Below are 24,608 nucleotides of genomic sequence, written 5' to 3'. Positions count from 1 at the left end.
GGGCCGGGCCCCTCGACCGATGTGCCGTACCCCCTCGCGCGGCGATGCTGGTCGCAGACCGAACGAGAGGGACCACGATGTCGATCTTCGCCACGCTGGGTGCGTACGCCGGCTTGCTGCTGCTGGTGCTGATGGCCGTCACGCCGATGTTCGCCGACCGGGAGCTCTGACTCAGGGCGCGACGCTCGCCTCCGCGTAGGCGTCCGCCGCACTGAAGACGTCCTGGCCGTAAGACACGGCCGGGTTGTAGAACAGGATCGCCCGCCACCAGCCGGCCGGTGTCCCCAGGTCGTCGGCGCCGGAACACAAGTACCGCGCCGCCGTGAAGGCCGCGTCGTCGATGTTCTGCGGGTCCGGGGTGCCGCCGTCGCCGTTCGCGCGTTCCTGGTACTTCTTCCACGTCGACGGCAGGAACTGCATCGGGCCGATCGCGTGGTCCCACGACTTGTCGCCGTCGAGCTTGCCGCCGTCGCTGTCGTGCACCGCCGGCACGCCCGGGGAGCCGTCCAGCGGCGGGCCGACCACCGGCTTCGCCACCCGGCCGTCCGCGCCGACCGCCGCGAGGTCGAACTCGCCGCGCTGGGTCTCGACCCGGCCGATGCCCGCGAGGGTCGCCCACGACAGGTGGCACGTCGGTTTCTGGCGTTGCATCCACATCTCCGCCCGGCCGTACGCCGTCAGCACGCGCACCGGGACGTGCGTCTTGTCCGCCACGCGGGCGGCCCACGCGTCCAGCTCGGCGCGGTCGGACACCTGCGGCCGGTCGACCGGCGCGGCGAGCCCGGCCCGCGGTGCTTCGGCGCCCGGCTGCGGCCGCTGCTCGGGAATCGCGAGCGCCGGCTGGACCGGCGGTGACGCGACCGGGGCGCCGGGATTCCGGACACCGATGGTCACGAGCAGGACCACGCCGGTGACCACCAGCCCCAGCGCGAGAGCGACCCGGCCGACGTACCGCCTGGGCGGGCCGCCCGAAGGCGGCGACGGAGGCGTGACGGTCGGCTGAGCGGTATCGGCCACCCGATCAGGTTACGAGGCCACTCAAGAGGGTGGCTGTGCTATTCCGGGGCTTCGCCCCGGGCCGGGGGCTCCGCCACCCGGAACCCCCTAAAGCCATCATCCGAACGGCTGACCAGGCAAGCGGAGGGTAAAACCAGGCCCACTGCCAGCGACATCACAAATTTCGTTATCGAGTCGACGCGCAAGCCTCTGACCTGCGGTTACCCTAACCTAACTTCGAGTCGATGCCTGAATTGTCCGGTTGACTGGTTTCCAGCGGGCGCGCGGGCACTGGACTTACAGGTGAGCCTTACCTAAAACCATCACGGAAGCAGAACTCAGGGAGGCGGACCGGTGTTGTTCTCGAGCGCGCTGATCGGGCTGCGCGAAGGCCTGGAAGCCGCGCTGGTCGTCAGCATCCTGGTGGCCTTCCTGGTGAAGACCGACCGGCGGCACGCGCTGCGCTGGGTCTGGCCGGGCGTCGGCGCCGCGGTGCTGCTGTCGGTCGCGGTCGGCGCCGTCCTCACCTTCACGACCGCCCAGCTGTCCTTCGAGCACCAGGAGCTGCTCGGCGGGAGCCTGTCGATCGTCGCTGTCGTGTTCGTCACCGCGATGATCTTCTGGATGCGCAAGGCGGCCAAGAGCATCGCCGCCGAGCTGCGCGGGAAGATGGACGACGCGCTGGACGTCGGCCCGGCGGCCGTGCTGCTGCTGTCGTTCCTCGCGGTCGGGCGCGAGGGGCTCGAGACCGCGGTGTTCTTCTACTCGACCGTCCAGGCCGCGCAGTCGGACACCGTGCAGCCGCTGATCGGCTTCGCCGTCGGCATCGCGGCCGCGGTCGTGCTGGCGTGGCTGCTCTACAAGGGCGCGGTGCGGTTCAACCTGTCGAAGTTCTTCACGATCACCGGCGTGCTGCTGGTGTTCGTCGCCGCGGGCGTGCTCGGCTACGGCCTCCACGACCTGCAGGAGGCAGCCTTCCTGCCCGGCATCGGCACGCTCGCCTTCGACGCTTCGGCCACGCTGCCCGAGACCTCCTGGTACGGCGCCCTGCTCAAGGGCATCTTCAACTACTCGCAGCAGACGACCGTCCTGCAGGCCGTCGCCTGGGTCGCCTACGTCGCCGTCGTGCTGCCCCTGTTCCTCAAGCCCAGCAAGAAGACCGCGCCGGCACCCGCCGTCGCGGCCGCCTCGAAGGAGTGACCGTGCGCAAGACCCCCTCGCTGGCCGTGCTGGCCGGCGCCGCCGTACTGGTGACGCTGGCCGCGTGCGACAGCAAGAGCCAGCCCGCGGCGGCCGGCGGCCCGATCAAGGTCGCCGCGTCCGACACCGCGTGCGAGGTCTCCGCGACCACGGCCGGCGCCGGCAACGTGACCTTCGAGATCACCAACAAGGGCACCAAGGTCACCGAGTTCTACCTCTACGCCGAGGGCGACCGGATCATGGGCGAGGTCGAGAACATCGCGCCCGGGCTGAACCGGCGGCTGATCGTCGAGGTCGCCGACGCCGGCAAGTACCAGACCGCGTGCAAGCCGGGGATGGCCGGCGCCGGCATCCGCGGCGACTTCACCGTCACCGGCGGCGTCGCGAAGCAGAACGACAGCAACGCGCAGAAGGCTCAGGCCACCAAGAGCTACGCCGACTACATCGCCAACAACACCTCCGCGCTGCAGGACGAGACGGTGAAGTTCGCCGACCTCGTCAAGGCCGGCAAGGTCGACGAGGCGAAGGCCGCGTACGCGCGCACCCGCGTCTACTACGAGCGGATCGAGCCGGTCGCCGAGAAGTTCGGCGACCTCGACCCGGCCATCGACGTCCGCGAGGCCGACCTCGAGCCGAACCAGCAGTTCACCGGCTTCCACCGGCTGGAGAAGGACCTGTTCAAGACCGGCCTCCAGCCCGACAGCGCCCAGATCGCCGACAAGCTGGTGACCGACGTCAAGGACCTGGTCGCCAAGACGAAGACCCTGGAGCTGTCCGCGCTGGACCTCGCGAACGGCGCCAAGGGCCTGCTCGACGAGGTCGCCACCGGCAAGATCACCGGCGAGGAAGAAGCCTTCTCGCACACCGACCTCTGGGACTTCCAGGCCAACCTGGACGGTTCGAAGGGCGCGATCACCTCGCTGCGCCCGGTGCTGCAGGCGAAGGACCCCGCCCTGGTGTCCACTTTGGACAAGGAGTTCGCGAACGTGCAGGGCCTGCTCGACAAGCAGCGGTCCGGTGACGGCTTCAAGCTGTACACCGACCTGTCCCAGGACCAGGTCAAGGAGTTCGCCTCGGCCGTCGACGCGCTGAGCGAACCGCTGAGCAAGGTTGCGGAGGTCGTCTCCAAGTGACACCGGCCGAGGGCACGCAGACAGAGAGCACGCGCGTCTCGCGGCGGAAGCTCTTCGGCCTGGCGGGCGCGGGCGTCGCGCTCGCCGGGGCGGGCGCCGCCGCCGGCATCGGGATCGACAAGGCCACGAGTGGCAACGCCGAGGCGTCGACGAACGTCGTCGACTTCCACGGCGAGCACCAGGCCGGCATCGTCACCCCGGCGCAGGCGAACCTGCACTTCGCGGCCCTCGACGTCACGACGAAGGACCGCGAAAAGCTGCGGGCCCTGCTCAAGACGTGGACCGACGCGGCCCGCCGGATGACGGCGGGCCAGGAGGTCGTGGCGAACGGCGCGGTCGGCAGCGGCGCGTACGCCCCGCCGGGCGACACCGGCGAGGCGCTCGACCTGCCGCCGTCGAACCTGACGCTGACCATCGGGTTCGGGCCGTCGCTGTTCGACGGCCGGTTCGGCCTCGCGGGCAAGCGGCCGCCGCAGCTGATCGACCTGCCGCTGTTCCCGAAGGACAAGCTCGACCCGGCCCGCAGCGGCGGCGACCTGTGCATCCAGGCCTGCGCGGACGACCCGCAGGTGGCGGTGCACGCGGTCCGCAACCTGGTCCGGCTCGGCTTCGGCGTGACCGAGGTCCGCTGGTCGCAGCTCGGCTTCGGCCGCAGCTCGTCGACGTCGCGGGCGCAGGCGACGCCACGGAACCTGTTCGGGTTCAAGGACGGCACGAACAACATCAAGTCCGAGGAACCCGACGTGCTGCGCGACCAGGTCTGGGTCGAGCCCGGCGACGGCCCGGCGTGGATGGCGGGTGGCTCGTACCTGGTGGCGCGCCGCATCCGGATGCACATCGAGACGTGGGACCGCGAAACCCTCGACGGCCAGGAAAAGATCATCGGCCGCACGAAGGGCACCGGCGCCCCGCTGGGCCAGACCGCGGAGTTCGACGAGCTCGACCTCGAGGTCGGCGGCGCGGGCGGCGAGAAGCTGATCCCGGCGGACGCGCACGTCCGGCTGGCTTCGCACCAGGCGCTCAACGGCGTCCGGATCCTGCGCCGCGGCTACAACTTCGTCGACGGTTCGGACGGCGTCGGACACCTCGAAGCCGGGCTGTTCTTCCTGGCGTTCAACCGCGACACCCGCAAGCAGTACGTGCCGATGCAGCAGGCGCTGTCGTCGAAGGACGCGATGATGGAGTACGTCCAGCACACCGGCTCGGCGCACTTCGCGGTCCCGCCGGGCGTGACCCGCGAGTCGAGCTGGGCGGACGCCCTCTTCTCCTGACCCCGCCACGGCACTTTCCCGTGAAAGTGCCACCTAAAGCCTTTAGGTTTATGTACACTGGCTTTAGGCAAACGGGAGAAGGCTGATGGTTCGAGCAGGGTTGACCACGGACCGCGTGGTGCGCGCCGGCGCGGAGCTGGCCGACGAGGCGGGCTTCGACCGCGTGACGCCGTCGGAGCTGGCCCGGCGGCTCGGCGTCCAGGTCGCCAGCCTGTATTCGCACGTCAAGAACGCGCACGACCTGCGGACGAAGGTCGCGCTGCTGGCGCTGGACGAGCTCGCCGAGGGGGCCGCGGCCGCCCTCGCGGGCCGGGCCGGGCGAGACGCGCTCGTCGCCTTCGCCGACGTCTACCGCGACTACGCCCGCGAGCACCCCGGCCGGTACGCGGCCGCCCAGCTGCGGCTCGGTCCGGAGACCGCCGCGGCGAGCGCCGGCCCCCGGCACGCCGAGATGATGCGCGCAATCCTCCGCGGCTACGACCTGACGGGACCGGACGAGACGCACGCCGTGCGGTTGCTGGGCAGCGTCTTCCAAGGGTTCATCAGCCTCGAAACCCAGGGCGGGTTCGACCACAGCTCGCCCGCCGCGCCCGAAAGCTGGGTCCGCATCCTCGCCGTCCTCGATTCCCTCCTGCGTGATTGGCCACGGTCGTGATCGACATTCCCCTGACCGCGGACCTCGTCCGCGGTGCCCTCGAACTCGAACGCACCGGGCGCGGCCTGGTGCCGCACCGGCTCCCGGCTCGCGCGCGGGCGCAGAACAGCGACCCCCGGCTCGCCATGGTCGAAGCGCAGCCCGCGGGCGTCCGGCTGCGGTTCCGGACCCGGGCTCGCGTGATCGAACTCGACACGCTGCCGACGAAGGTCGAGTACCCGGGCGCGCCGCCACGGCCCGACGGCGTCTATGACCTGCTGGTCGACGGCAAGCTGGCCGCCCAGGCGACCGCACCCGCCGGCGTCCGGTTCGCGGACCTCCCCGGGCACGACAAGGACGTCGAGATCTGGTTGCCGCACAACGAAATCACCGAGCTGATCGCGCTGCGCGCCGACGCGCCGGTGCAGGCACGGCCCGGCCGCCGGGTGTGGCTGCACCACGGCAGCTCGATCAGCCACGGCTCGAACGCGGCGAGCCCCGCGACGACGTGGCCCGCGCTCGCCGCCACCGCGGCCGGCGTCGACCTGGTCAACCTCGGGTTCAGCGGCAACGCGCTGCTGGACCCGTTCACCGCGCGGGCGTTGCGCGACACCCCCGCCGACCTGGTCAGCGTCAAGCTCGGCATCAACGTGGTCAACGCGGACCTGATGCGGCTGCGCGCGTTCGGGCCCGCGGTGCACGGGTTCCTCGACACGATCCGCGACGGCCACCCGGACACCCCGCTCGTGGTCGTCTCGCCGCTGTACTGCCCGATCCACGAGCGCACGCCGGGGCCGGGCGACTTCGACCACGAGGCACTAGCCCGCGGCGAGGTCCGGTTCCGCGCGACCGGCGACCCGGCCGAGCGGGCCGCGGGCAAGCTGACGCTGGAGGTGATCCGGGCGGAGCTGGCGCGGATCGTGGCCGAGCGGCGGGCGTCGGACCCGCACTTGCGCTACCTCGACGGCCTCTCCCTGTACGGGGAACGGGACTTCGCCGACCTCCCGCTCCCGGACGACCTCCACCCGTCCCCGGCGGCCCACCGCCGGATCGGCGCGCGGTTCGCCGAACTCGCCCTTGACTTCAAGGGAACTTGAAGTTGAAAGCTTCGTGACATGTTCACCGAAACAGAGATCGCCTACCTCGCCGCCCAGCAGATCGGCCGCCTCGCGACCCAGCAGCCGAACGGGACCCTCCAGGTGAACCCGGTCGGCTTCCGGTACAACCCGGACGAGAACAGCATCGACGTGACCGGGCGCAAGCTGCGCGACAGCCGGAAGTACCGCAACGTCGAGGCGAACGCCCAGGTCGCCTTCGTCGTCGACGACGTCCCCTCGACGAACCCGTGGCGGGTGCGGTGCCTGGAGATCCGGGGGCACGCCGAAGCCCTGGTGGACGTCGACTTCCCGGAGAAGCACTACGAGCACGTCCCGAAGGACCACTTCGACGACTCGCTGATCCGCATCCGCCCCGAGCGCATCCTCGCCTTCGGGGTCGAGGGCTGGGACCAGGAGCCGTACGAGCTGGTGCTGAACATCCGCAACGTCTGACGCACCCGGGTCAGCGGCGGCCGCCCCAGCCGGCGTAGGCCACCGCGCCCGTCACCGCCAGGACCACCGCGGTCCAGGTGGCGGCCGCCGTTCCCGGGGGCTGCAGCAGCCAGGCCGCGACGCGGCTCGGCGTCGAGGTGTCGTCCGGGACGAACGGGCTGATCGCGCACCAGGCCAGCGGGAGCGTCCAGCCGAAGTGCCCGCCGGCGGCCGTGGCGGCGAGGCCGGCCAGGCCCGCCAGCCCGGCGGCGTCACGCACGATCACCGCCGAGGCGACCGCCGCCGGGCCGAGCTGCTGCAGGCCCAGCACCAGCGCACCGGCCGCGACGCCGGCCAGCGCCAGGTGCGCGAACCGCCGGACCGGCCACGGCAGGGCGGCGGCCCGGTCGAGGTCGATGTCCTGGCCGCTGAGCCCGGTCGCCGTCACCGCGACCCCGGCGGTCAGCGCCAGGGAGGCCAGGACCGCGTTCCAGGAGTCCCGCCCCGGGAACCACACCGCGGCCGTCACGGCGAGGAGGGCCGCGAAGGCGGCCGGCACCTGCCGCGACCGCGCGTACAGCGTCACCCATCTCATCGGATGGCTCCCGGCACCAGCGTGCCGAGCGGATCGCCCTGGCAGGTCAGCAACGCCTGCCGCAGGGCGGCGACCCGGGCGGCCCGGACGTCTTCCGGCAACGCGCGGAACTTCTCCCACGCCTGCTCGACCGGGCCGAGCTGAGCTCTGAACCATCGACCGGTGTCTTCGGGCAGCAGTTTCAGCTCACCGGTGAAGTACGCCGCCGCGATCATCCGGGCCCCCGTGTCGGACACGCTCGGGGCGCTCGGCCGCTCGCAGGACGGCACCCCGGCGCCGGAGAGCACCGCGAGCCGCAGGTCGGCGGCGTCGGCCGCGAGGAGCTCGTCGTTGCGCTGGAAGTCGAGGTAGACGACGCCCGGGTCACGCCGGGGCGCCTCGGGGCCGGAGTCGGGCGCGACCTGTTCCTCGACCCGCGTCGGCGCTCCGGGCAGCTTCGCCAGCATCGCGAGCGCTTCGCGGCCCGGGCCGGCCAACGCGGCCAGCCGGTCCCGGTGCAGTTCCGCGACGCAAACCGGCCCGTCGCACACTTTCCGGGCGGCGTAGCCGTCGGCGGCCAGTGGCGTCTCGGGGAACAGCGGCAGGGCGACGGCGGCCCCGGCGACGAGCGGCAGCAGGCTCAGCAGGCGTGCCCTGGTGGAGCCGGCCGACAGCAGCAGGAAGCCGGTGAGGGCGAGGCCGCCGAACCAGACGACCTGCCCGGCGTCGAGCGACGCGGCCGTGGTCACCATGGACCCCCGCGGCTGGGCGAGCGCGGGCGCGAGCGGACCGAGCCGCCGCGGCAGGACGCTCTCCTGGCCGGGTTCGAGCGCCAGCCAGCAGAGGGTGGTCCCGACGAGGGCCAGCACGGCGAGAGCGGGCGCGGTCAGCGGGTGCGGGACCAGCCGGCCGACGGCCAGCCCGGCCCAGGCCCCGGCGACGACGCCGAGCACGCCGATCAGCAGCACGGGCACGAAGGCGGGCGAGAAGAACCCGCCGTGGGCGAGGACTTCGCCGGCGCCGGCCACGAAGACGAGCAGGTAAGCCAGGCCGGTGAGGGTCCCGAGGGCGCCGGCGAGGCGCAGGGCGCGGTGCCACGCGGGCCGCGGGGTGGTGGCGAGCAGTTCGGTCATCCCGGAGCGGCTGTCGCGCATGCCCTGGATCGCCCCGGCCCCGACCACGACGGGCCAGAGGAACTGGAGCAGGAAGCGCACCCAGAGGGCGGTCGTGGTGGTGTGCACGGTCCACGGGGCCGGGACCTTCCACCAGGGGCCGGAGAGGAGGAAGAGGAAGCCGAGCGCGAAGGCGAGCAGCGCCAGCCCGGCCCAGGGCGCGATCGAGCGCCGGAGTTCGGTGCGGAAGACCATCACCACGTCCCCCGGCCCGGCTCGTGGTTCAGCAGCGCCGAATAGCCCCGCTCGATCGGGCTGTCGCCCACGTCGTCCGGACGGCCGGCCTCGGCCAGCTCGCCCGGGGTGCCCTTGAACACCAGCTTGCCCTCGGCGAACAGGACCACGTCCAGGCACGCCGTGGCCACGTCCTCGACCAGGTGCGTCGAGATCAGCACGCACGAGTCGCGGCCCAGTTCCTGGACCAGCTCGCGGAACCGCACCCGCTGGGCCGGGTCGAGCCCGGCCGTCGGCTCGTCGAGCAGGAGGATGTCCGGGTCGTTCACGATGGCCTGGGCGATGCCGACCCGGCGGACCATGCCGCCGGACAGCGTCTTCATGCGGTCGTCGGCGCGGTCGGCCAGGCCCACCCGCTCGATCGCCCGCTGGACCGCCGCCGGGATGTCCTCTCCGGACATCTCCTTCAGCCAGGCCAGGTACTCGACGAACTCCCGGACGGTGAACCTCTTGTAGTACCCGAAGTTCTGCGGCAGGTACCCGATCCGGCGGCGCAGCTCACGCCGGCCGGCCTGGCCGGTGGCCGGCGTGCCGAGGAGCGTCAGGTGGCCCGAAACCGGCCGCAGAACCGTGGCCAGGGCCCGGATCAGCGTCGTCTTGCCCGCGCCGTTCGGGCCGAGCAGCCCGTGGACCCCCTTGCCGAGGGACAGGTCGAGCCCGTCCACGGCCATCTTCCGCCGCCCCACCCGCACCTTGAGCCCCGCCGCCTGGATTTCCCAGGCGTACGTCGCCGGCGCGACCTCGGCGGCCCCCACTGCCCGCATGCTTGCCTCCTAGTGACGTGCGCCGAGCCGGGTGTAGGCCGGCCCACGCAGGGCGACGACCACCGTGGTCACCGCGAAGATCCCCGCCCACACCGGCAGGGCGCCGGTGTGGAGCGCAACCGCCTGCCGGGCGAACGACGGCAGCACGACGATCGCCAGCCACACCGCGATCAGCACGTACGCCGCCCGGCTGACCCCGATGAGCCCGCCGAGCGCGAGCGTGCCGGTGGTGCAGGCCAGGCTCGGCAGCAGCCAGAGCGCCGGCGCGGTGCCGGTCAGCCACCCGGCGACCGCCAGCACCGGCAGCACGACGGCGAGCACCGCCACCGTCCGCCGGACGACCAGGTAGAGCCCGGCCCGCGGGGTCGCGGTGACGACCTCGTAGGCCGGGTCGAGCCCCCGCGCCCACGACGCCGCGACCCCGAGCACCGGCAGCGCCGGGGCGAACAGCTGCACCGTCGTGACGTCGAGCGACTGGCGCCAGACCCGGTCGAGCAGGACCGCGATGACCGTGACGGCCACGATCATCGCCAGCCACGGCGCCATCGCCGACGTCACCCAGCTGCCGAGCCACCGCCGCCGGCGCGGCCGGGGCGCGTCGAGCGGGCGCGGCGGCAGCTCGGCCGACAGCCGCGACCAGACGAGGTCGACGACCGGCTGGACGGGCGCCACCTCGGCGAGCCGCGCCCGGCACCGGGCGCAGTTCTCCAGGTGGGCTTCGAGGCCCCACAGTTCGTCGCCCGGGAGGTCGCCGCCGGCCACGTACGCGGCGATGAGCCGGTCCGGCGCGTGGTTCATGACAGTGCCTCCCGCATCGCGATCCTCGCCCGGCGGGCGCGGGTCTTCACCGTGCCTTCCGGCAGGCCCAGCAGCAGCGCGGTCTCGCGGACCGTCAGCCCGTCGAGCACCATCGCCTGCAGCACCGCCCGCAGCTCCGGGGCCAGGTCGCGCAGCGCGGTCCCGACCTCGTCGCCGATCGTGGCCGACAGCAGCTCGTCCTCGGCCGCCGCCGCCGGCGCCACGTCGAGGACCACCTCCGGGGGCGGCTGGGCGTGGTGCGCCCGGCGGCGGAACGCGTCGACCAGGCGGCGCGCCGCGATCGTCCACAGCCAGCCGACCGCGCTGCCGCCCGTGGCCGCCCCGGCGAACGACGCCGCGGCCCGCCAGACGGCCAGGAACGTCTCCTGCATGACTTCCGCGACGATCTGCTCGTCCGCGCAGCGGCGGCGCAGGCGCACGGCCAGCCAGGGTGACGTGCGGCGGTAGAGCTCCTCGAACGCCGCGCGGTCGCCCTGGGCCGTGCGCCGGACGAGGTGCTCCTCGTCGGCGTCCTCCGGTGACAGCTGCTTCACACCAGGCAAGACGCCGGGTGACCGGGAACGGTTCTCACCCGTCTGTGTGCTGCATCACACCTGACGCGGAGGCCAGAACTTCCGCCAGCCGTCGGCCTCCAGCGTCGCCGGCTCGAGCCCGGCGTCGCGGGCGGCCTGTTCGGCGGCCCGGATGTCCTTCGCGAACTGCTTCGCCAGCGCCCGCAGCTCGACTTCGAGGTCGACACCCGCGCGGCGCGCCGTGGCCGCGATGCGGAACAGCTGCGCGGCGGCCGCGGAACCCTCCGGGAAGAGGTCGAGCGGGATGCCCGCCCGCCCGGACCGTTGCCCGAGCTTGCCCGCCAGCGCGACGGCCGGCTGGCCGAGCGCCACCCCGTCCACAATGGACCGACGCTGCTTCTCGTGCTGCTTCAGCTCTTCCCACCGGACGTTCTGGTGCTCGACCGTGTGCACCTGGCCGTCGCCGGCGAAGACGTTCGGGTGCCGGCCGACCAGCTTCGCGACCAGCCCCGCGGCGACGTCGTCGATGCCGAACGGGTCGTCGGTGTCCTCGGCCGCGACCCGCGCGTGGAAGAGCACCTGGAGCAGGACGTCGCCGAGTTCTTCGCGCAGCGCCTCGCGGTCGCCTTCCTCGATGGCGTCGAGCAGCTCGTAAGTTTCCTCGACCAGGTACTGCCGCAGCGAATCGTGGGTCTGCGCCGCGTCCCACGGGCAGCCGCCCGGCGAGCGCAGCCGGTCCATCACTTCGGCGGCCTCGACCAGCGGCGGCGCCGGCGTCTCGATGACCTCCGCGCCGGTCGCGATGAGCAGCGAGGCCGCGGGCTCGTCCCGGGACCCGGCGAGCAGCACGACGTCGACCAGCGAAGGCGCCTCGGTGACGGCCGGGACGCCGAACGCGGCCGGATCGACGTCCGTGGCCGCGTAGACGGCCCGGGAATCACGCAGGACCTTGAGCGCCGCGCCGGGCAGCGTCGTCCCGCGGACGACTACGACGACCCCCGTGCTCACTGCTGGGTACGACCGGAACCACCCGGGGACAGCACGATGCCCTGGGCGGCCTCTTCGTTCGGCACGACGTTCATCGCGACGACGTCCCAGACGCCGTACCGCTTGTTGACGCGCACGCCGAGTTCGTCGAACAGCGGCTGCACCTGCCGCATGCCGGCCGCGGTCTTCGTGGCGGCGTCGAGGTCGGGCGCCTGTTCGGTGGCGACGGGCTTGTCCGTGCGCTGCCGGACCATCCCGACGAACCAGCCGCCCTGGTTGCCCGGGAACGGGAAGACCACGGCCGAACCGGCCGGCGAACCGAACAGCGGCCCGGCGGCCAGCGCGCCCGCCTGGGCGGCCGGCAGCGCTTCGCCGACGCCGGCGAACGGCGGGACCGATTCGGCGCTCTGCCCCATCTGGGTCGCCCGCTGCCGCAGCGCGGCCAGGTACTGGACGTCGGCGCCGATCCGCTTGGTCGCGGCGGCGGGGTCGGCGGCGAACTGCCGGGCGAGGTCGAAGGCGGCCGCCTTCGCGGCGTTCCCTTCGAGCGCGGAGCCGGTGGCGGGGTCCGGCGCCAGGCCGACGGAGGTGTAGTCGAACGTGACCGAGGCGTTCGGCACGGCCTTGTCGGCCAGCGCCTGGGCCAGGAAGGTGTCGGTCAGCTCCTCGCGGTGGTCACGCGCACGGGCGACGACCTGGCTGACGGCCTGGGTCTCGTTGCTCGCGTCCGCGGGCACCGGACCGTTCAAGGGGTCCTTCGCCAGCTGGGCGTCGATCTGCGCGTAGCTGGGCGTGATGCCCTGCTTTTCGGCGGCCTTGGTGAGCAGTTCGTGCAGCACGAGCTGGCTGACGACGGCCCGCCCGACGAGGTCGAGCTTGTGCTCGGCGGCGAGCTTCTGCGCGTACGGCTGCTCGCGGACGGCCTTGTCGATCAGCTCCTGCACCCGGTCGATGGAGATCGAGTGGTCGCCGATGACGGCGGCGGCACCGACCTGGCTGGGACCGGACCCGCACCCGGCGAGCAGAAGAGCACCGGCAACGACCCCGACCAGCGCGCGAGGGCGCCCGATGATCCGCATCACAGCGCATACCCTCTCACACCATCGCCCCCGAAACGCAACACCCATGGGGTCGCGGCGGCGGTAATGTCGACATATGGACCATTGGCTGACCATCGAAGTGTTTGACGGGGAGCATTCGGCTTCGCAGTGGCGCCTGGCATACGGGGACGCCCTCACCGAAGCGGCGCTGACGAACGGCGCCGAGCAGTGGGTCTGGCACGAACACCGCTGGGGTGTGGTGCTGGAGATCGAGTTCGCGACCGAGGAGCGCCGGGACGCGTTCCGCGGGCTGCCGGTGGTGACAGCGGCGCTCGACGCGGTCCCGGACCCGGCGCGGGGGTTGCTGGTGTACCCGGGACGGGGCGGCGGCTCGGGATCGCGGATGCCGCGAAAACCCCGGCCGTTGCCGATGGCGGGCGCCGGAGCGGTTCCGGTGCCGGTGGAGCCGGTGCGGATGGGGCTGGCGGAGGCGTTGCCCCCGATGTTCAGCGAAGTCGGCTGACCCACCGCCAACCCGGGCGCCACCACGGAAGCCCCTCAGCGGTGGCGCCCTTACACCGCGGCCGGCCTCTTCGTCAGCTGCAGCAGCAGTTTCGTGCACCAGTCCAGCAGCTTCTCGTCCCGCAGCGTCGGCGCGCCGATGCGGCCGCCCGCCGGGCCCTCCGTCGGCTTCGGGACCGAGACCGTGTTCGTCACCGCCTTGTACAGCGCCTTCGGATACAGCCGCTTCAAGCGGACCATCTGCGAATCCAGCAGCGGCAGCGGCGCGAACCGGATGGTGGTGCCCTGGACCGCCACCTCCGTCACGCCGGCCTCGCGGCACGTGTGCCGGAACTTCGCCACCGCCAGCAGCCGGTTCACCGGCGCCGGGGGCTGGCCGTACCGGTCGATCAGCTCTTCGCGGACCGCGTCGAGCCCTTCGGTGTCCGGTGCCGCCGCGATCTTGCGGTACGCCTCCAGGCGCAGCCGCTCGCCCGGGACGTAGTCGTGCGGGATGTGGGCGTCGATCGGGAGGTCGACGCGGACTTCCGCGAGCTCCTCTTCCTCCGCCGTCTCCGCGCCCGCGTGCCGCCGGAACGCGTCGACCGCCTCGCCGACCAACCGCACGTACAGGTCGAAGCCGACGCCCGCGATGTGACCGGACTGCTCCGCACCCAGGATGTTGCCCGCGCCGCGGATCTCGAGATCCTTCATCGCGACCGCCATGCCCGCGCCCAGCTCGGTGTTCTGGGCGATCGTCGCCAGCCGGTCGTGGGCCGTCTCCGTCAGCGGGGCCTCCGGCGGGTACAGGAAGTACGCGTACCCGCGCTCGCGCCCGCGCCCGACCCGGCCGCGCAGCTGGTGCAGCTGCGCCAGTCCCAGCAGATCACCGCGCTCGACCAGCAGCGTGTTGGCGTTCGAGATGTCGAGCCCGGTCTCGACGATCGTGGTGCAGACCAGGACGTCGTACTCGTTCTCCCAGAAGCCCTGGATGATCTTTTCGAGCTTCTCCTCGTTCATCTGGCCGTGCGCGGTGACGACCCGCGCCTCCGGGACCAGTTCGCGGATCCGCCGCGCCGCCTTCTCGATCGAGGAGACGCGGTTGTGGACGTAGAAGACCTGGCCGTCACGCAGCAGTTCACGCCGGATCGCCGCGCCGACCTGCTTGTCGTCGTACGCGCCGACGTAGGTCAGGATCGGGTGGCGGTCTTCCGGCGGGGTCAGGATCGTCGACATCTCGCGGATGCCGGCCAGTGACATCTCGAGCGTGCGCGGGATCGGCGTCGCCGACATCGTCAGCACGTCGACGTGCGTGCGCAGCGCCTTGATGTGTTCCTTGTGCTCGACGCCGAAGCGCTGCTCCTCGTCGACGATGACCAGGCCGAGGTCCTTGTAGCGGATGCCGGTCTGCAGCAGGCGGTGCGTGCCGATGACGATGTCGACCTCGCCCGCGGCGAGCTGCTCCAGGATCAGGTCGGACTCGGTCTTGTTCGTGAACCGGGACAGGCCCTTGATCGTCACCGGGAACGACCGCATGCGCTCGGTGAAGGTGTTCAGGTGCTGCTGGGCCAGCAGCGTCGTCGGGACGAGGACGGCGACCTGCTTGCCGTCCTGGACCGCCTTGAACGCGGCGCGGACGGCGATCTCCGTCTTGCCGTAGCCGACGTCGCCGCAGATCACGCGGTCCATCGGGACGCCGCGTTCCATGTCCGCCTTGACCTCGTCGATCGCGGCGAGCTGGTCGTTCGTCTCGGTGAACGGGAAGGCGTCTTCGAGCTCGCCCTGCCACGGGGTGTCCTGGCCGAACGCGTGGCCGGGCGCGGCCTGGCGCGCCGCGTACAGCTGGACGAGCTCGGCGGCGATCTCCTTGACCGCCTTCTTGGCCTTGGCCTTCGTGTTCTTCCAGTCCGACCCACCCAGCTTGTTGAGCGTGGGCAGCTCGCCGCCGACGTACCGGGAGACCTCGTCCAGCTGGTCGGTCGGGACGAACAGCCGGTCACCCGGGTGGCCGCGCTTCGACGAGGCGTACTCCAGCAGGAGGTACTCGCGGGTGGCGCCGGCCACCGTGCGCTGGACCATCTCGACGAACCGGCCGATGCCGTGCTGGTCGTGCACGACGTAGTCGCCGGCCTTCAGGGCCAGCGGGTCGACCGCGTTGCGCCGCCGGGACGGCATCTTGGTGTTGAGGTCCTTTGTGGACGTTCCGGCGCCCGCGCCGCGGCCGGTGAGGTCGGCTTCGCTCAGCACGACGAGGGCGCGCTCGGGCGAGACGAACCCGTCGGTGAGGCCGCCGCAGGTGACCGTGACCATGCCCGCGGCGGGCGCGGCCTCGAGGCCGTCGCCGGCCTGGGTCGCCGGGACGTCGGCGCCGCTCAGCTGCTCGACCGCGCGCGCCGCGGTGCCGTGGCCGGCGACGACGAGCACCGCCGTGCCGCCCGACGCCGTGTGCGCGCGCAGGTCCGCCATCGCCCGTTCGAGCTCGCCGCGGTAGGCGGGCGCGGCCTCGACCGCGACCCGGTAGACGTCCGGGTCTTCGGTGGTCAGCTGGGTGAGCGTCCACCAGGCGCGCTTGGTGTCCTGGGCGTGGGCGGCGATCTCGTCGAGCCCGCGGTAGGCCGACGCGCCGAGGTCGATCGGCGCCTGGCCGCCCGCCGCGGCCGTCGTCCAGGACGCTTCGAGGAACTCCTGGCCGGTGCGCACGAGGTCGGCGGCGCGGGCGCGGATCTTCTCCGGGTCGGTGAGCAGGACGTGCGTGCCCACCGGCATCGCGTCGGTGAGCAGCTCGAGCTCGCCCTCGCAGAGGACCGGGATGAGCGCCTCCATGCCCTCGACGGGGATGCCGTCGGCGAGCTTGGTGAGCATCTCGGCCAGGTGCGCGTCGGCTTCGTACGTCTTCGCCAGCTCCGCGGCCTTCTCCCTGACCGGCGGGGTGAGCAGCAGCTCCCGGCACGGCGGCGCGGTCACCCGCGGGATCTCGCCGGGCAGCGACCGCTGGTCGGAGACGGCGAACGCGCGGATCTCGCTGACCTCGTCGCCCCAGAACTCCACCCGGACGGGGTGCTGCGCGGTGGGCCCGAAGAGGTCGAGGATGCCCCCGCGGACGGCGAACTCGCCACGCTTCTCGACCATGTCGACGCGGGTGTAGGCGAGCTCGACGAGCCGTTCGAGCAGCTCCTCGAACGGCTCTTCCTCGCCGACGACCAGGTCGATCGGCTTCAGCGAGCCGAGACCGGGCGCCATGGGCTGGATGAGGCTGCGGACGGTGGCGACGACCACCCGCAGGGCGTCGTCTTCGGTCTTGAGCCGGTGCAGCACCTCCAGCCGGCGCCCGACGGTGTCGGCGCGCGGCGAGAGCCGCTCGTGCGGCAGGGTCTCCCAGCTGGGGAAGTCGACGACCCTGGTGCCGCCGACCAGCGCCTTCAGGGCCGCGGTCAGCTCGTCGGCCTCCCGCCCGGTGGCGGTGACGGCGAGCACGGGCCTGCCGGCCCCCGCATCGGAGGCAATGGCGGCGGCAACGAGCTGCCGGGCGGCGATCGGTCCCTGCAGCTCGAGCAGCGGCGCACCGGCGCGCTCGACCACGCCGCGCAGGGCCGGGTCGGGAAGGATGGCGGTGAGGAGTCCGGACAGTGGAGCGTCGGTCACGGTCCCAGCCTACGTGCCACCCCCGACAAGTTCCCGATCACGGCTGGTCGCGGAGCAGGTTCACGGCTCGGCGACGCGCAGGCCGGGGCCGATGCCGAGGTCCGCCGGACCGGGCGAGCACCGGCTCGGTTCCCTCGTGGAGGTCGACCGTCCGGATGAACACCATTCCGGCGGATCGCCGGCCCCGGCTCGAAGGACTCCGGCACCACCGCGAACGACGGCCGCGCCCCGAGCGCCCGGGCGGTCCCTTCACCCGGCGCGGAGCAGGTTCACCACCTCCGCCACCCGCGGCAGCTGCTCGTCGAACACCTTCGGGTCCGCGCTCGCGATCCGCAGCAGGAAGTGCTCCGCCCCCGCGTACTCGCGCAGCCGTGAAGCGACCTCCGCGGCACTGCCGCTCACCTGCATCTGGATCCCCTGGACGAACGCCGCCGGCATCCCGTAGTTGCGCTGGCAGTACTCCTCCAGCAACGACTGCCCGCGGTCGGCGTCGTCCTCCACCAGGACCGTCGCGAACAACGCCGGCGTCACCGGCCGCGTCGACAGGGCCCGGATCCGGGCCAGGCCGGCGCCGTAGTCCGCCGGGTCCGGCGGGTACGGCAGCCAGCCGTCGTACAGCCGGCCGACCCGCTCCAACGCGCCCGGCGTGTACGCCGCCAGCCACACCGGTGGGCCGCCCGCGCGCGCCGGTGCCGGGAACACGGGCAGGGAGTCGTGGTGCAGCACCGAACCGCGGAACGAAGACGCGCCGCTCCAGATCGCCCGCCAGAGCGCCACGATGTCGTCCAGCCGGGCCCGCCGCCGCTCCCACGGCACCCCCGCGAACGCGAACTCCGGCTCGCTGCGCCCGGCGAACCCGGCGCCGACCGCCACCGTGAGGCGGCCCTCGCTCAGCAGGTCGACGGACAGCAGCTGGTTCGCCGTCAGGATCGGGTTGCGCAGGGCCGGGAGCAGCGCGGACGTCCCCAACGTCACCCGGGACGTCCGGGCGGCGAAGGCGGACAGGACCGCGAGCGCGTCCAGTGGCGCCCGCGCGAGGGTGTCGCCGACCCAGATCGAGTCGAGGCCGAGCTCCTCCGCCGCGACGGCGGTTCCGACCAGCTCCGGTGCGGTGCGGCCGGCGTCGAGGATGGGCTGGTAGGTCGGGATGACCAGGCCGAAGTTCGTCATGGCCGAAGCGTCGACGAACCGGGGTATGCGCTCAATTCCCCGCGGGGAATGGACGCCCCGAGCAGGATGGGCGGCGTGGACTTCGGAACCGCGCTCAAGGACTGGCGCACCCGGCGGCGGCTCAGCCGGCTCGACCTGGCGTTGCGCGCCGGCACGACGCAGCGGCACGTCAGCTTCATGGAAAGCGGGCGCTCGGTGCCCGGGCGCGGCATGGTCCTGCGCGTCGCCGAGTCGCTCGAACTGCCCCTGCGCGAGCGCAACGGCCTGCTCCACGCCGCCGGCTACGCGCCCACCTACCCCCAGACGCGGCTCGACGACCCGGCGATCCGGCCGGTGCTCGACGGCCTGCGGCGGCTGCTCGACGGCCACCGGCCCTACCCCGCGATCGTCGTCGACCGGTACGGCGTGCTCGTCGCCGCGAACGAGGGGTTCGGGCTGCTCACCGAAGGAGTCGCGCCCGAGCTCCTCGAGGCGCCGGTGGACACGCTGCGGCTCGCGCTGCACCCGCGCGGGATGGCGCCGCGGGTGCACAACCTCGACGACTGGGCGCGGCACATCCTCGAACGCCTCCGCAACGACCTCGCCCGCACCCCGGACGAACGGCTGGCCGCGCAGCTCGCCGAGCTGGAGGGGTACCTGCCGCCGCCGTCGCCGCCCGGCCCGGAGCACCTGGGGTTCGCGGTGCCGGTCCGCCTCGCCACCACCCGCGGCGAGCTGCGGCTGATCACCGCGATCACGACCTTCGCGACCGCGGCGGACGTGACGGTGTCGGAACTCAAGCTGGAGACGTTCCTGCCCGCGGACGCCGAGACGGCGGAACGCCTTCACAGCACCAGCGCCGTCGTGTGACCACCAGCAGTTCCGCGCTCGCCCACAGCACCGCCACCGCCACGCTGCCCGCCGCGAACCGGCCGTACGGCATCGCCGCCGAGCCCGCCACGCGCGGCATCAGCGTCCGGACACCCACCAGGCAGCGGCCCGCGATCACCGCCGGGACGCCGTGGCGGGCGATCGCCGCTTCCGCGCGCTTCCGGCGGTCGCGGTGGGCTAGCCGCGGGCCCCAGCGCCGTCCTTCGAGGTACGCGAGCTGGTCGCCGAGGACGGCCGCGGCGACGGCCACCGCCCACGCGAGCCCGAGGTGGAGCGTGCCCCGCTCGGCGAGGGACCCCATCAGCAGCAGCGTCGACCACGTCGGCAGCACGATTCCCGGCAGCAGCGCGGTTTCCGCCGTGATCACCAGGGCGCAGACCAGGTAGACGAGGGCCGGCGGCGCGTCAAGCAGCGGCCGCAGCAGGCTGTCCACGACGGACCCTCCCCACCGCCACCGGCAGTGCCGCGCGGTAGACGAACGCGGGCGGCAGGTTGCCCCACACGACCGAAGTGCGTTCCACCACGGCGAAACGGCTCCGCAGCGACGCGGCGAAGCGACGCGCTGGTGGCGTCCAGGCCGCGTGGGCGTACGCGAACGTCGTGAACCGGCCGTTCGGGGCCAGCGCCGCGGTGACCGCGTCGAGGATGCGCTGCTGCCGGGCCGCCGTCATGGCCGTCCACGGCAAACCGGAGACGACGACGTCGACGCCGTCGAGAGCCAGGCGTTCCGCCGCGCCCGTGACGACGTCGACCTGCGGAAAGCGCTCGCTCAACGACGCCGCGAAACGCGGGTTGATCTCTACGGCCGTCAGCCGGGCTTCGGGGCGAAGCAGCGCGAGGACCGCTTCGGTGAACACGCCCGTGCCCGGACCGAGCTCGGCGACGCGCGATGCCCGCTCCAGGCCGAGGCCCGCCGTCATCTCTTCGGCCAGCCTCGGCGAGCTCGGCGCGATCGCCCCCGTCAGCATCGGGTGGCGGAGGACTTCCCTGGTGATCGACATGGCACCGACGCCAGGAACGGCCGCGAATCCGCCGGCTCGGCCGGGCGGGTCCTCCCGAAGGAGGACGAGATCGGTCCGGAGGAAGGACGCCCCGGCCGGGGTCCCGGCATTACGTTCGGATCCGTGGAACGACTCGTGAGGTGGGTACGCCGGCACGGCTGGACCGTGGACTTGCCGCTGTATGGCGTGTTCGTCTTCCTCGCGCCCAGCTGGTCCGGTGAAGAGCCGTGGACGACCCGGGCGTTCCCGATGCTGTTCCTGCTCCCGCTGCTGGTACGGCGCCGGTTCCCGCGCACGGTCGCGGTCCTGACCATCGCCGGGGCGGCGGCGGTGTACTCGAACGACGTCTGGGCCTACGACCGCGGCCGCACCGAACTGGCGATGGCGGTCGTGCTGTTCAACCTCGTCAAGCGGCGGGACCGGTGGTTCGCCGCGGTGATCGCCGTGGCGATCGTCGTGCTCGGCGTCCAGTGGGTCGCCCTCTACGTCCCGGACTCGATCAACCCGGCCTTCACCGTGCTCGGCATCCTGCCGCTGCACATCGCGGCCTGGGCGCTCGGCGAGTTCTTCCGCAAACAGGAGGAGCTGACCCTCGAAGAGCAGAAGCGCGACGACGCCCAGACCCGCGCGGCCGTCGCCGAAGAACGCACCCGGATCGCGCGCGAGCTGCACGACGTCCTGGCGCACAGCATGAGCGTGATCGTGCTCAACGCCGAGGGCGCGAAGCTCGCCCGGCACCGCGACCCCGCGGCCGTCGACCGCACGCTCGGCACGATCGTGCACACCGGCCGGGACGCCCTGGCCGAGCTGCGGCGGCTCCTGGAGGTCCTGCACGCCGGGGAGCCGGCCCGCAGTCCCCAGCCGACGCTCGCCGAACTGCGCGAGCTCGTCGACCAGTCCGGGCGCGCGGTCGCGCTCGACGTGACCGGCGATCCGGGCGCCCTGCCGGCCAGCGCCGCGCTGCAGGCGTACCGGATCGTCCAGGAGGCACTGACCAACATGATCAAGCACGCTCCCGCCGACGCCACCGGCCGCGTCGGCGTCGCCTTCGCACTGCCCGAGGTCCGTATCGAGGTGACGAACACCGGCGGCCACTCGCCGCCCGCGCCGGCGCTGCCGTCGTCCGGGCGCGGGCTGACCGGGATGCGCCAGCGCGTCGAGATGTACCACGGCGAACTGACGGCGGGCCCGCTCCCCGACGGCGGCTACCGCGTCCGCGCGACCCTGGTGGTGCGGCCGTGACCACCCGGATCCTGCTCTGCGACGACCAGCAGCTGGTCCGCGTCGGCCTGCGGATGATCGTCGAAAGCCAGGACGACCTGGTCGTCGCGGGCGAGGCGGCCAACGGCGAGGAGGCCGTCGCGCTGGCCCGGGAGCTGCGGCCGGACCTGGTGCTGATGGACGTCCGGATGCCGGTGCTCGACGGCGTCACGGCGACCGCGCGGATCTGCGGCGAGCTGCCCGACGTGCGCGTCCTGATCATCACGACGTTCGACCTCGACGAGTACGCGTACGCCGCGTTGCGCGGCGGGGCCAGCGGGTTCCTGGTGAAGGACGCGCCTTCGGAGGAGATGCTGGTCGCGATCCGGGGCGTGCTGCGGGGCGACTCGATGGTCTCGCCGTCGGTCACCCGGCGGCTGCTCGACCGGTACCTCGCCGACGACCGCGACCCGGTGGACGCCGAGAAGCTCGGAGCGCTGACGGAACGCGAGAAGGACGTGCTGGGCCTCATCGCGCACGGGCTGTCCAACGGCGAGATCGCCGCGAAGCTGTACATCGGCGAGACGACGGTGAAGACGCACGTCGGGCGGATCCTGAGCAAGCTGCGGTTGCGCGACCGGGTGCACGCGGTGGTCTTCGCCTACGAGTCCGGGCTGGTGCGACCGGGTTCCTGAGCGGTACCTCGACGCCCTGCAGGCCTGGCCGGTCGCCCGTGACGAGGTGCGCGTCCCGACCCCCGAAGGCGAGACGTTCGTCGTGGTCCCTCGGGGCCGTCCGAAGCCCCGGCGCTGGTGCTGCTGCACGGCTCCCGAGTGGGTGCCCCGGCCCCGGCGCTGGCCGCGCGGTTCCGGGTGTACGCGGTCGACGTCATCGGCGAGCCCGGGCTGAGCGCCGAGACGCGGCCGCCGCCGGGCAGCGACCGGTACGCGCGGTGGCCGGCCGCGGTGCTGGACCACTTCGGCGTCGCCGAGGCCGCCTTCCTGGCGTCGTCCTTCGGCGGCTGGCTCGCGCTCGACTCCGCGACGACGAACCGGCGGCTCGAAGCGGCGGGCGCCGAGGTGGACCTGCTGCCCGGCACCGGGCACTACATCCCCGGCGACACCGATCCGGCCTTCCTCACCCGCGCGGCGTCGCACGGCGATTTCACCGCTTGATGGCAGGATGAGCACTATGCGGCGTGCGCTGGGTCTCATCGGTGGTGTGGTGTCCCTGCTGGTCCTGGGCTGTTCGGGGGCGGCGAGCGAACCCGTGCAGAGCGTCCCGCCCGCGGCCACGCCGGCCGCCGCGACCGGGAAGTTCAAGGTCGAGACGGTGACCGCCGGGCTGGAGCACGGCTGGGACGTCGGCTTCCTGCCCGACGGCGGCATCCTCGTGCCGCAGCGGCCGGGCAAGCTCGCGCTGGTCCGCGACGGCAAGGCCACCGAGGTGCGCGCCGACTTCTCCGACGTCCTCGTGAAGGGCGAAGGCGGCCTGCTCGGCATGGTCATCAGCCCGGACTTCAGCACCAGCCGCGAGTTCATCACCTGCCAGGACCACCAGGAAGGCGGCAAGGCCGTCGACATCCGGCTGGTCACCTGGCGGCTGGCCGAGGACGGCGCGAGCGCGGACAAGGTGAAGGACCTGCTGACCGGGCTGCCGGTGAACCCGAGCGGACGGCATTCCGGCTGCCGTCCGACGTTCGCCCCGGACGGCGCGCTGCTCGTCGGCACCGGCGACACCGCGAAGTCGACCGTCTCGCAGGACCGCCACTCCCTCGGCGGCAAGGTGCTGCGGCTGGACGCGAAGACCGGGAACCCGTTGCCGGACAACCCGTTCATCACGTCGTCGGACCCGCACGAACGGCTGATCTACACCTACGGCCACCGCAACGTCCAGGGCGTGGCGATCCGGCCCGGCAGCGGCCAGGTGATCACCGCCGAGCACGGGCCGACGTTCGACGACGAGGTCAACCTGCTCAAGCCGGGCGCGAACTACGGCTGGGACCCGTCGAAGGGCGGCACCGACTCCAGTTACGACGAGAGCGTGCCGATGACCGACCTCAAGCGGTTCCCGGACGCGGTGAGTCCACTGTGGACGTCCGGGAAGGTCACCGAGGCGATCAGCGGCGACGCGTTCCTGACCGGCGCGCAGTGGGGCCCGAACGACGGCGCGCTCGTCGTGGTGGCGCTCAAGGGCCAGAAGCTGCTGCTGTACCACCTGGACCCGGCGGGCAAGGTCCTCGACGTGACGCTGCCGCCGGAGTTCGACGACAAGTTCGGCCGCCTGCGCGCGGTCCGCAGCGGCCCGGACGGCGCCCTGTACGTGACCACGTCGGACGGAACGGACGACAAGCTGCTGAAGGTCACGCCCGCCTGACCATGAGAAAAGCACGGCCGCGGAGGTGCCGGGGACACTTCCGCGCGGGTGGCGGAGCGCGGAACATGGTGCGAGCCAAGAGATTTTCGTCCGCCCCCGACGCGTGTTGGACGCGGTCCGAAGAAAGCGTTCCCGCGGCAGCACCGCGCCGGTCCCCGGGCGCCATCGCCGACCTGGCGCCCGAGGACCGGCATCCAGCTGTGCCCACCCGGCACCCGAGAGCCGTCACCCGCCCAGGTGAGCCCCGCCGTTGACGTGCACCACCTGCCCGGTGACGTGCCCGGCGGCGGGGCTCGCCAAGAACGTCACCACGGCGGCGACGTCCTCCGGTGTGCCGGGCCGCTTGTTCATCGTGTTGCCGACCAGCCACTCCCGGCGGCGGTCGCTCAGCTGCCCGTGGAAGAACTCGGTGTCCCCGATGAGCCCCGGCGCGACGACGTTCGCGGTGATCCCGCGCGGCCCGAATTCCCGGGCCACGCTGACGTTCCACCCTTCGACCGCGGCCTTCGCGGCCCCGTAGGACCCGGCACCGGTGTGCGCGGCGATCGACCCGATGGTGATGATCCGCGCGCCGTCGGCCAGCCGGTCGCGCAGCGCGTGCGTCACCAGCGCGGCACTGACCACATTGGACCGCAGGTTCCGTTCGAACGCGGCCGCGAAGCCGGCCAGGCCGCCTTCGGCACCGCCGTCGAGGAAGTCGGTGTTGCCACCGGCGTTGTTGACGAGCACATCGACGCGCTCGGGCAACTCCGCCAGTGCGGCCTCGACGGCCACCGGATCGGCGGCGTCGAACACGACGGGCCGCGCACCGGCCAGCGCCGCGGCTTCGATCAGCACCTTTTCGCGGCGCCCGGTGATCGTGACCCGCTCGCCGGCTTCGGCGAAGGCCGCCGCCACCGCGTAGCCGATGCCGGTGCCGCCGCCCGTCACAAGGATCTGCCTGGTGTTCCCCATGTCCGGTGAGCCTAGTGCCTAGGATCGGG

General features: G+C 72.7%; 25 protein-coding genes. 12 read left to right on the top strand and 13 right to left on the bottom strand.

The features are described from left to right. Nucleotides 1-171 precede the first annotated feature (171 nt). Nucleotides 172-918, bottom strand: coding sequence for a murein transglycosylase (locus C2L59_RS44350; protein WP_103355581.1), 747 nt, complete (start codon nt 916-918; stop codon nt 172-174). A 432-nt stretch (nt 919-1,350) separates the two neighbouring features. Here C2L59_RS44350 and efeU point away from each other — a divergent pair, with 432 nt between their 5' ends. The 6 genes from efeU (at nt 1,351) to C2L59_RS44320 (ending at nt 6,784) form a co-directional block, all read left to right on the top strand. Next, complete coding sequence (efeU, locus tag C2L59_RS44345; RefSeq protein WP_103355580.1) at nt 1,351-2,196, top strand: iron uptake transporter permease EfeU; 846 nt, start codon at nt 1,351-1,353, stop codon at nt 2,194-2,196. Beyond that, complete coding sequence (gene efeO, locus C2L59_RS44340) at nt 2,193-3,329, top strand: iron uptake system protein EfeO (RefSeq protein WP_103355579.1); 1,137 nt, start codon at nt 2,193-2,195, stop codon at nt 3,327-3,329. Before efeU ends, efeO begins: the two co-directional genes overlap by 4 nt. Continuing rightward, nucleotides 3,326-4,600, top strand: a complete 1,275-nt coding sequence (gene efeB, locus C2L59_RS44335; RefSeq protein WP_103355578.1) for an iron uptake transporter deferrochelatase/peroxidase subunit — start codon at nt 3,326-3,328, stop codon at nt 4,598-4,600. Before efeO ends, efeB begins: the two co-directional genes overlap by 4 nt. An 85-nt stretch (nt 4,601-4,685) precedes the next feature. Continuing rightward, on the top strand, nt 4,686-5,255 hold the full coding sequence (locus C2L59_RS44330; protein WP_199199727.1) for a TetR/AcrR family transcriptional regulator: 570 nt from the start codon (nt 4,686-4,688) through the stop codon (nt 5,253-5,255). Next, nucleotides 5,252-6,331, top strand: coding sequence for a GDSL-type esterase/lipase family protein (locus C2L59_RS44325; protein ID WP_103355726.1), 1,080 nt, complete (start codon nt 5,252-5,254; stop codon nt 6,329-6,331). Before C2L59_RS44330 ends, C2L59_RS44325 begins: the two co-directional genes overlap by 4 nt. 18 nt (nt 6,332-6,349) lie before the next feature. After that, entirely contained in the window at nt 6,350-6,784 is a 435-nt protein-coding gene (locus C2L59_RS44320) for a PPOX class F420-dependent oxidoreductase (RefSeq protein WP_103355577.1), read from the top strand. A 10-nt stretch (nt 6,785-6,794) separates the two neighbouring features. Here C2L59_RS44320 and C2L59_RS44315 read toward each other — a convergent pair whose 3' ends face one another. The 7 genes from C2L59_RS44315 to C2L59_RS44285 are packed head-to-tail and all read right to left on the bottom strand — an operon-like array spanning nt 6,795 to nt 12,904. Then, nucleotides 6,795-7,358: a hypothetical protein gene (locus tag C2L59_RS44315; protein ID WP_103355576.1), complete on the bottom strand. Its 564-nt coding sequence runs from the start codon at nt 7,356-7,358 to the stop codon at nt 6,795-6,797. Then, a complete protein-coding gene (locus C2L59_RS44310; RefSeq protein ID WP_233224025.1) occupies nt 7,355-8,704 on the bottom strand; it encodes a hypothetical protein in 1,350 nt (449 codons plus the stop codon). The genes C2L59_RS44315 and C2L59_RS44310 overlap by 4 nt, the downstream gene beginning before the upstream one ends. Beyond that, nucleotides 8,704-9,507: an ABC transporter ATP-binding protein gene (locus C2L59_RS44305; protein WP_103355575.1), complete on the bottom strand. Its 804-nt coding sequence runs from the start codon at nt 9,505-9,507 to the stop codon at nt 8,704-8,706. Before C2L59_RS44305 ends, C2L59_RS44310 begins: the two co-directional genes overlap by 1 nt. Nucleotides 9,508-9,516: 9 nt before the next feature. Further along, entirely contained in the window at nt 9,517-10,305 is a 789-nt protein-coding gene (locus C2L59_RS44300; RefSeq protein ID WP_103355574.1) for a zf-HC2 domain-containing protein, read from the bottom strand. Beyond that, the gene (locus C2L59_RS44295) at nt 10,302-10,859 is read right to left on the bottom strand and encodes an RNA polymerase sigma factor (protein ID WP_103355573.1); all 558 of its coding nucleotides are present in this window, start codon (nt 10,857-10,859) and stop codon (nt 10,302-10,304) included. The genes C2L59_RS44300 and C2L59_RS44295 overlap by 4 nt, the downstream gene beginning before the upstream one ends. 54 nt (nt 10,860-10,913) lie before the next feature. After that, nucleotides 10,914-11,846: a MazG family protein gene (locus tag C2L59_RS44290; protein WP_103355572.1), complete on the bottom strand. Its 933-nt coding sequence runs from the start codon at nt 11,844-11,846 to the stop codon at nt 10,914-10,916. Further along, complete coding sequence (locus C2L59_RS44285; protein ID WP_103355571.1) at nt 11,843-12,904, bottom strand: SurA N-terminal domain-containing protein; 1,062 nt, start codon at nt 12,902-12,904, stop codon at nt 11,843-11,845. Before C2L59_RS44285 ends, C2L59_RS44290 begins: the two co-directional genes overlap by 4 nt. A gap of 76 nt (nt 12,905-12,980) precedes the next feature. Between C2L59_RS44285 and C2L59_RS44280 the strand changes: the two genes are divergently transcribed. Beyond that, nucleotides 12,981-13,388 (top strand): hypothetical protein, encoded by a 408-nt coding sequence (locus C2L59_RS44280; RefSeq protein ID WP_103355570.1) that lies wholly within the window; start codon nt 12,981-12,983, stop codon nt 13,386-13,388. Between the two features lie 50 nt (nt 13,389-13,438). Here the strand turns inward: C2L59_RS44280 and mfd are convergent, their stop codons facing one another. Then, a complete protein-coding gene (gene mfd / locus C2L59_RS44275) occupies nt 13,439-16,993 on the bottom strand; it encodes a transcription-repair coupling factor (protein ID WP_103355724.1) in 3,555 nt (1,184 codons plus the stop codon). Between the two features lie 264 nt (nt 16,994-17,257). Beyond that, a complete protein-coding gene (locus C2L59_RS44270) occupies nt 17,258-18,178 on the bottom strand; it encodes an LLM class flavin-dependent oxidoreductase (RefSeq protein WP_103355569.1) in 921 nt (306 codons plus the stop codon). A gap of 75 nt (nt 18,179-18,253) precedes the next feature. Between C2L59_RS44270 and C2L59_RS44265 the strand changes: the two genes are divergently transcribed. After that, on the top strand, nt 18,254-19,027 hold the full coding sequence (locus C2L59_RS44265; RefSeq protein WP_103355723.1) for a helix-turn-helix domain-containing protein: 774 nt from the start codon (nt 18,254-18,256) through the stop codon (nt 19,025-19,027). Here C2L59_RS44265 and C2L59_RS44260 read toward each other — a convergent pair. Then, nucleotides 18,954-19,481, bottom strand: coding sequence for a DedA family protein (locus C2L59_RS44260; RefSeq protein ID WP_103355568.1), 528 nt, complete (start codon nt 19,479-19,481; stop codon nt 18,954-18,956). The two genes, C2L59_RS44265 and C2L59_RS44260, sit on opposite strands and share 74 nt — an antisense overlap. After that, nucleotides 19,453-20,049, bottom strand: coding sequence for a class I SAM-dependent methyltransferase (locus tag C2L59_RS44255; RefSeq protein ID WP_103355567.1), 597 nt, complete (start codon nt 20,047-20,049; stop codon nt 19,453-19,455). Before C2L59_RS44255 ends, C2L59_RS44260 begins: the two co-directional genes overlap by 29 nt. A 123-nt stretch (nt 20,050-20,172) precedes the next feature. Between C2L59_RS44255 and C2L59_RS44250 the strand changes: the two genes are divergently transcribed. From C2L59_RS44250 to C2L59_RS44235, 4 genes are all read left to right on the top strand, one after another. Continuing rightward, on the top strand, nt 20,173-21,291 hold the full coding sequence (locus tag C2L59_RS44250; RefSeq protein WP_233224024.1) for a sensor histidine kinase: 1,119 nt from the start codon (nt 20,173-20,175) through the stop codon (nt 21,289-21,291). Continuing rightward, complete coding sequence (locus C2L59_RS44245) at nt 21,288-21,944, top strand: response regulator transcription factor (protein ID WP_103355565.1); 657 nt, start codon at nt 21,288-21,290, stop codon at nt 21,942-21,944. Before C2L59_RS44250 ends, C2L59_RS44245 begins: the two co-directional genes overlap by 4 nt. A 138-nt stretch (nt 21,945-22,082) precedes the next feature. Next, nucleotides 22,083-22,424, top strand: coding sequence for an alpha/beta fold hydrolase (locus C2L59_RS44240; protein WP_233224022.1), 342 nt, complete (start codon nt 22,083-22,085; stop codon nt 22,422-22,424). 16 nt (nt 22,425-22,440) lie between these two features. Next, nucleotides 22,441-23,625 (top strand): sorbosone dehydrogenase family protein, encoded by a 1,185-nt coding sequence (locus tag C2L59_RS44235; protein WP_103355564.1) that lies wholly within the window; start codon nt 22,441-22,443, stop codon nt 23,623-23,625. A 225-nt stretch (nt 23,626-23,850) separates the two neighbouring features. Here the strand turns inward: C2L59_RS44235 and C2L59_RS44230 are convergent, their stop codons facing one another. Further along, on the bottom strand, nt 23,851-24,579 hold the full coding sequence (locus tag C2L59_RS44230; protein WP_103355563.1) for an SDR family NAD(P)-dependent oxidoreductase: 729 nt from the start codon (nt 24,577-24,579) through the stop codon (nt 23,851-23,853). Nucleotides 24,580-24,608 lie beyond the last annotated feature (29 nt).

The sequence above is a fragment of the Amycolatopsis sp. CA-128772 genome (genome assembly GCF_002904295.1).
Classification (GTDB): Bacteria; Actinomycetota; Actinomycetes; order Mycobacteriales; family Pseudonocardiaceae; genus Amycolatopsis.
Note: the sequence above shows the minus strand (reverse complement) of the source record. Positions and strands in the feature narration are given on the sequence as shown.

Coding starts and splice junctions, on each gene's coding strand:
- C2L59_RS44330 (WP_199199727.1), top strand. CDS start 4,686: ATGGTTCGAGCAGGGTTGACCACGGACCGCGTGGTGCGCGCCGGCGCG.
- C2L59_RS44320 (WP_103355577.1), top strand. CDS start 6,350: ATGTTCACCGAAACAGAGATCGCCTACCTCGCCGCCCAGCAGATCGGC.
- C2L59_RS44315 (WP_103355576.1), bottom strand. CDS start 7,358: ATGAGATGGGTGACGCTGTACGCGCGGTCGCGGCAGGTGCCGGCCGCC.
- C2L59_RS44310 (WP_233224025.1), bottom strand. CDS start 8,704: ATGGTCTTCCGCACCGAACTCCGGCGCTCGATCGCGCCCTGGGCCGGG.
- C2L59_RS44305 (WP_103355575.1), bottom strand. CDS start 9,507: ATGCGGGCAGTGGGGGCCGCCGAGGTCGCGCCGGCGACGTACGCCTGG.
- C2L59_RS44300 (WP_103355574.1), bottom strand. CDS start 10,305: ATGAACCACGCGCCGGACCGGCTCATCGCCGCGTACGTGGCCGGCGGC.
- C2L59_RS44285 (WP_103355571.1), bottom strand. CDS start 12,904: ATGCGGATCATCGGGCGCCCTCGCGCGCTGGTCGGGGTCGTTGCCGGT.
- C2L59_RS44280 (WP_103355570.1), top strand. CDS start 12,981: ATGGACCATTGGCTGACCATCGAAGTGTTTGACGGGGAGCATTCGGCT.
- C2L59_RS44270 (WP_103355569.1), bottom strand. CDS start 18,178: ATGACGAACTTCGGCCTGGTCATCCCGACCTACCAGCCCATCCTCGAC.
- C2L59_RS44255 (WP_103355567.1), bottom strand. CDS start 20,049: ATGTCGATCACCAGGGAAGTCCTCCGCCACCCGATGCTGACGGGGGCG.
- C2L59_RS44235 (WP_103355564.1), top strand. CDS start 22,441: ATGCGGCGTGCGCTGGGTCTCATCGGTGGTGTGGTGTCCCTGCTGGTC.
- C2L59_RS44230 (WP_103355563.1), bottom strand. CDS start 24,579: ATGGGGAACACCAGGCAGATCCTTGTGACGGGCGGCGGCACCGGCATC.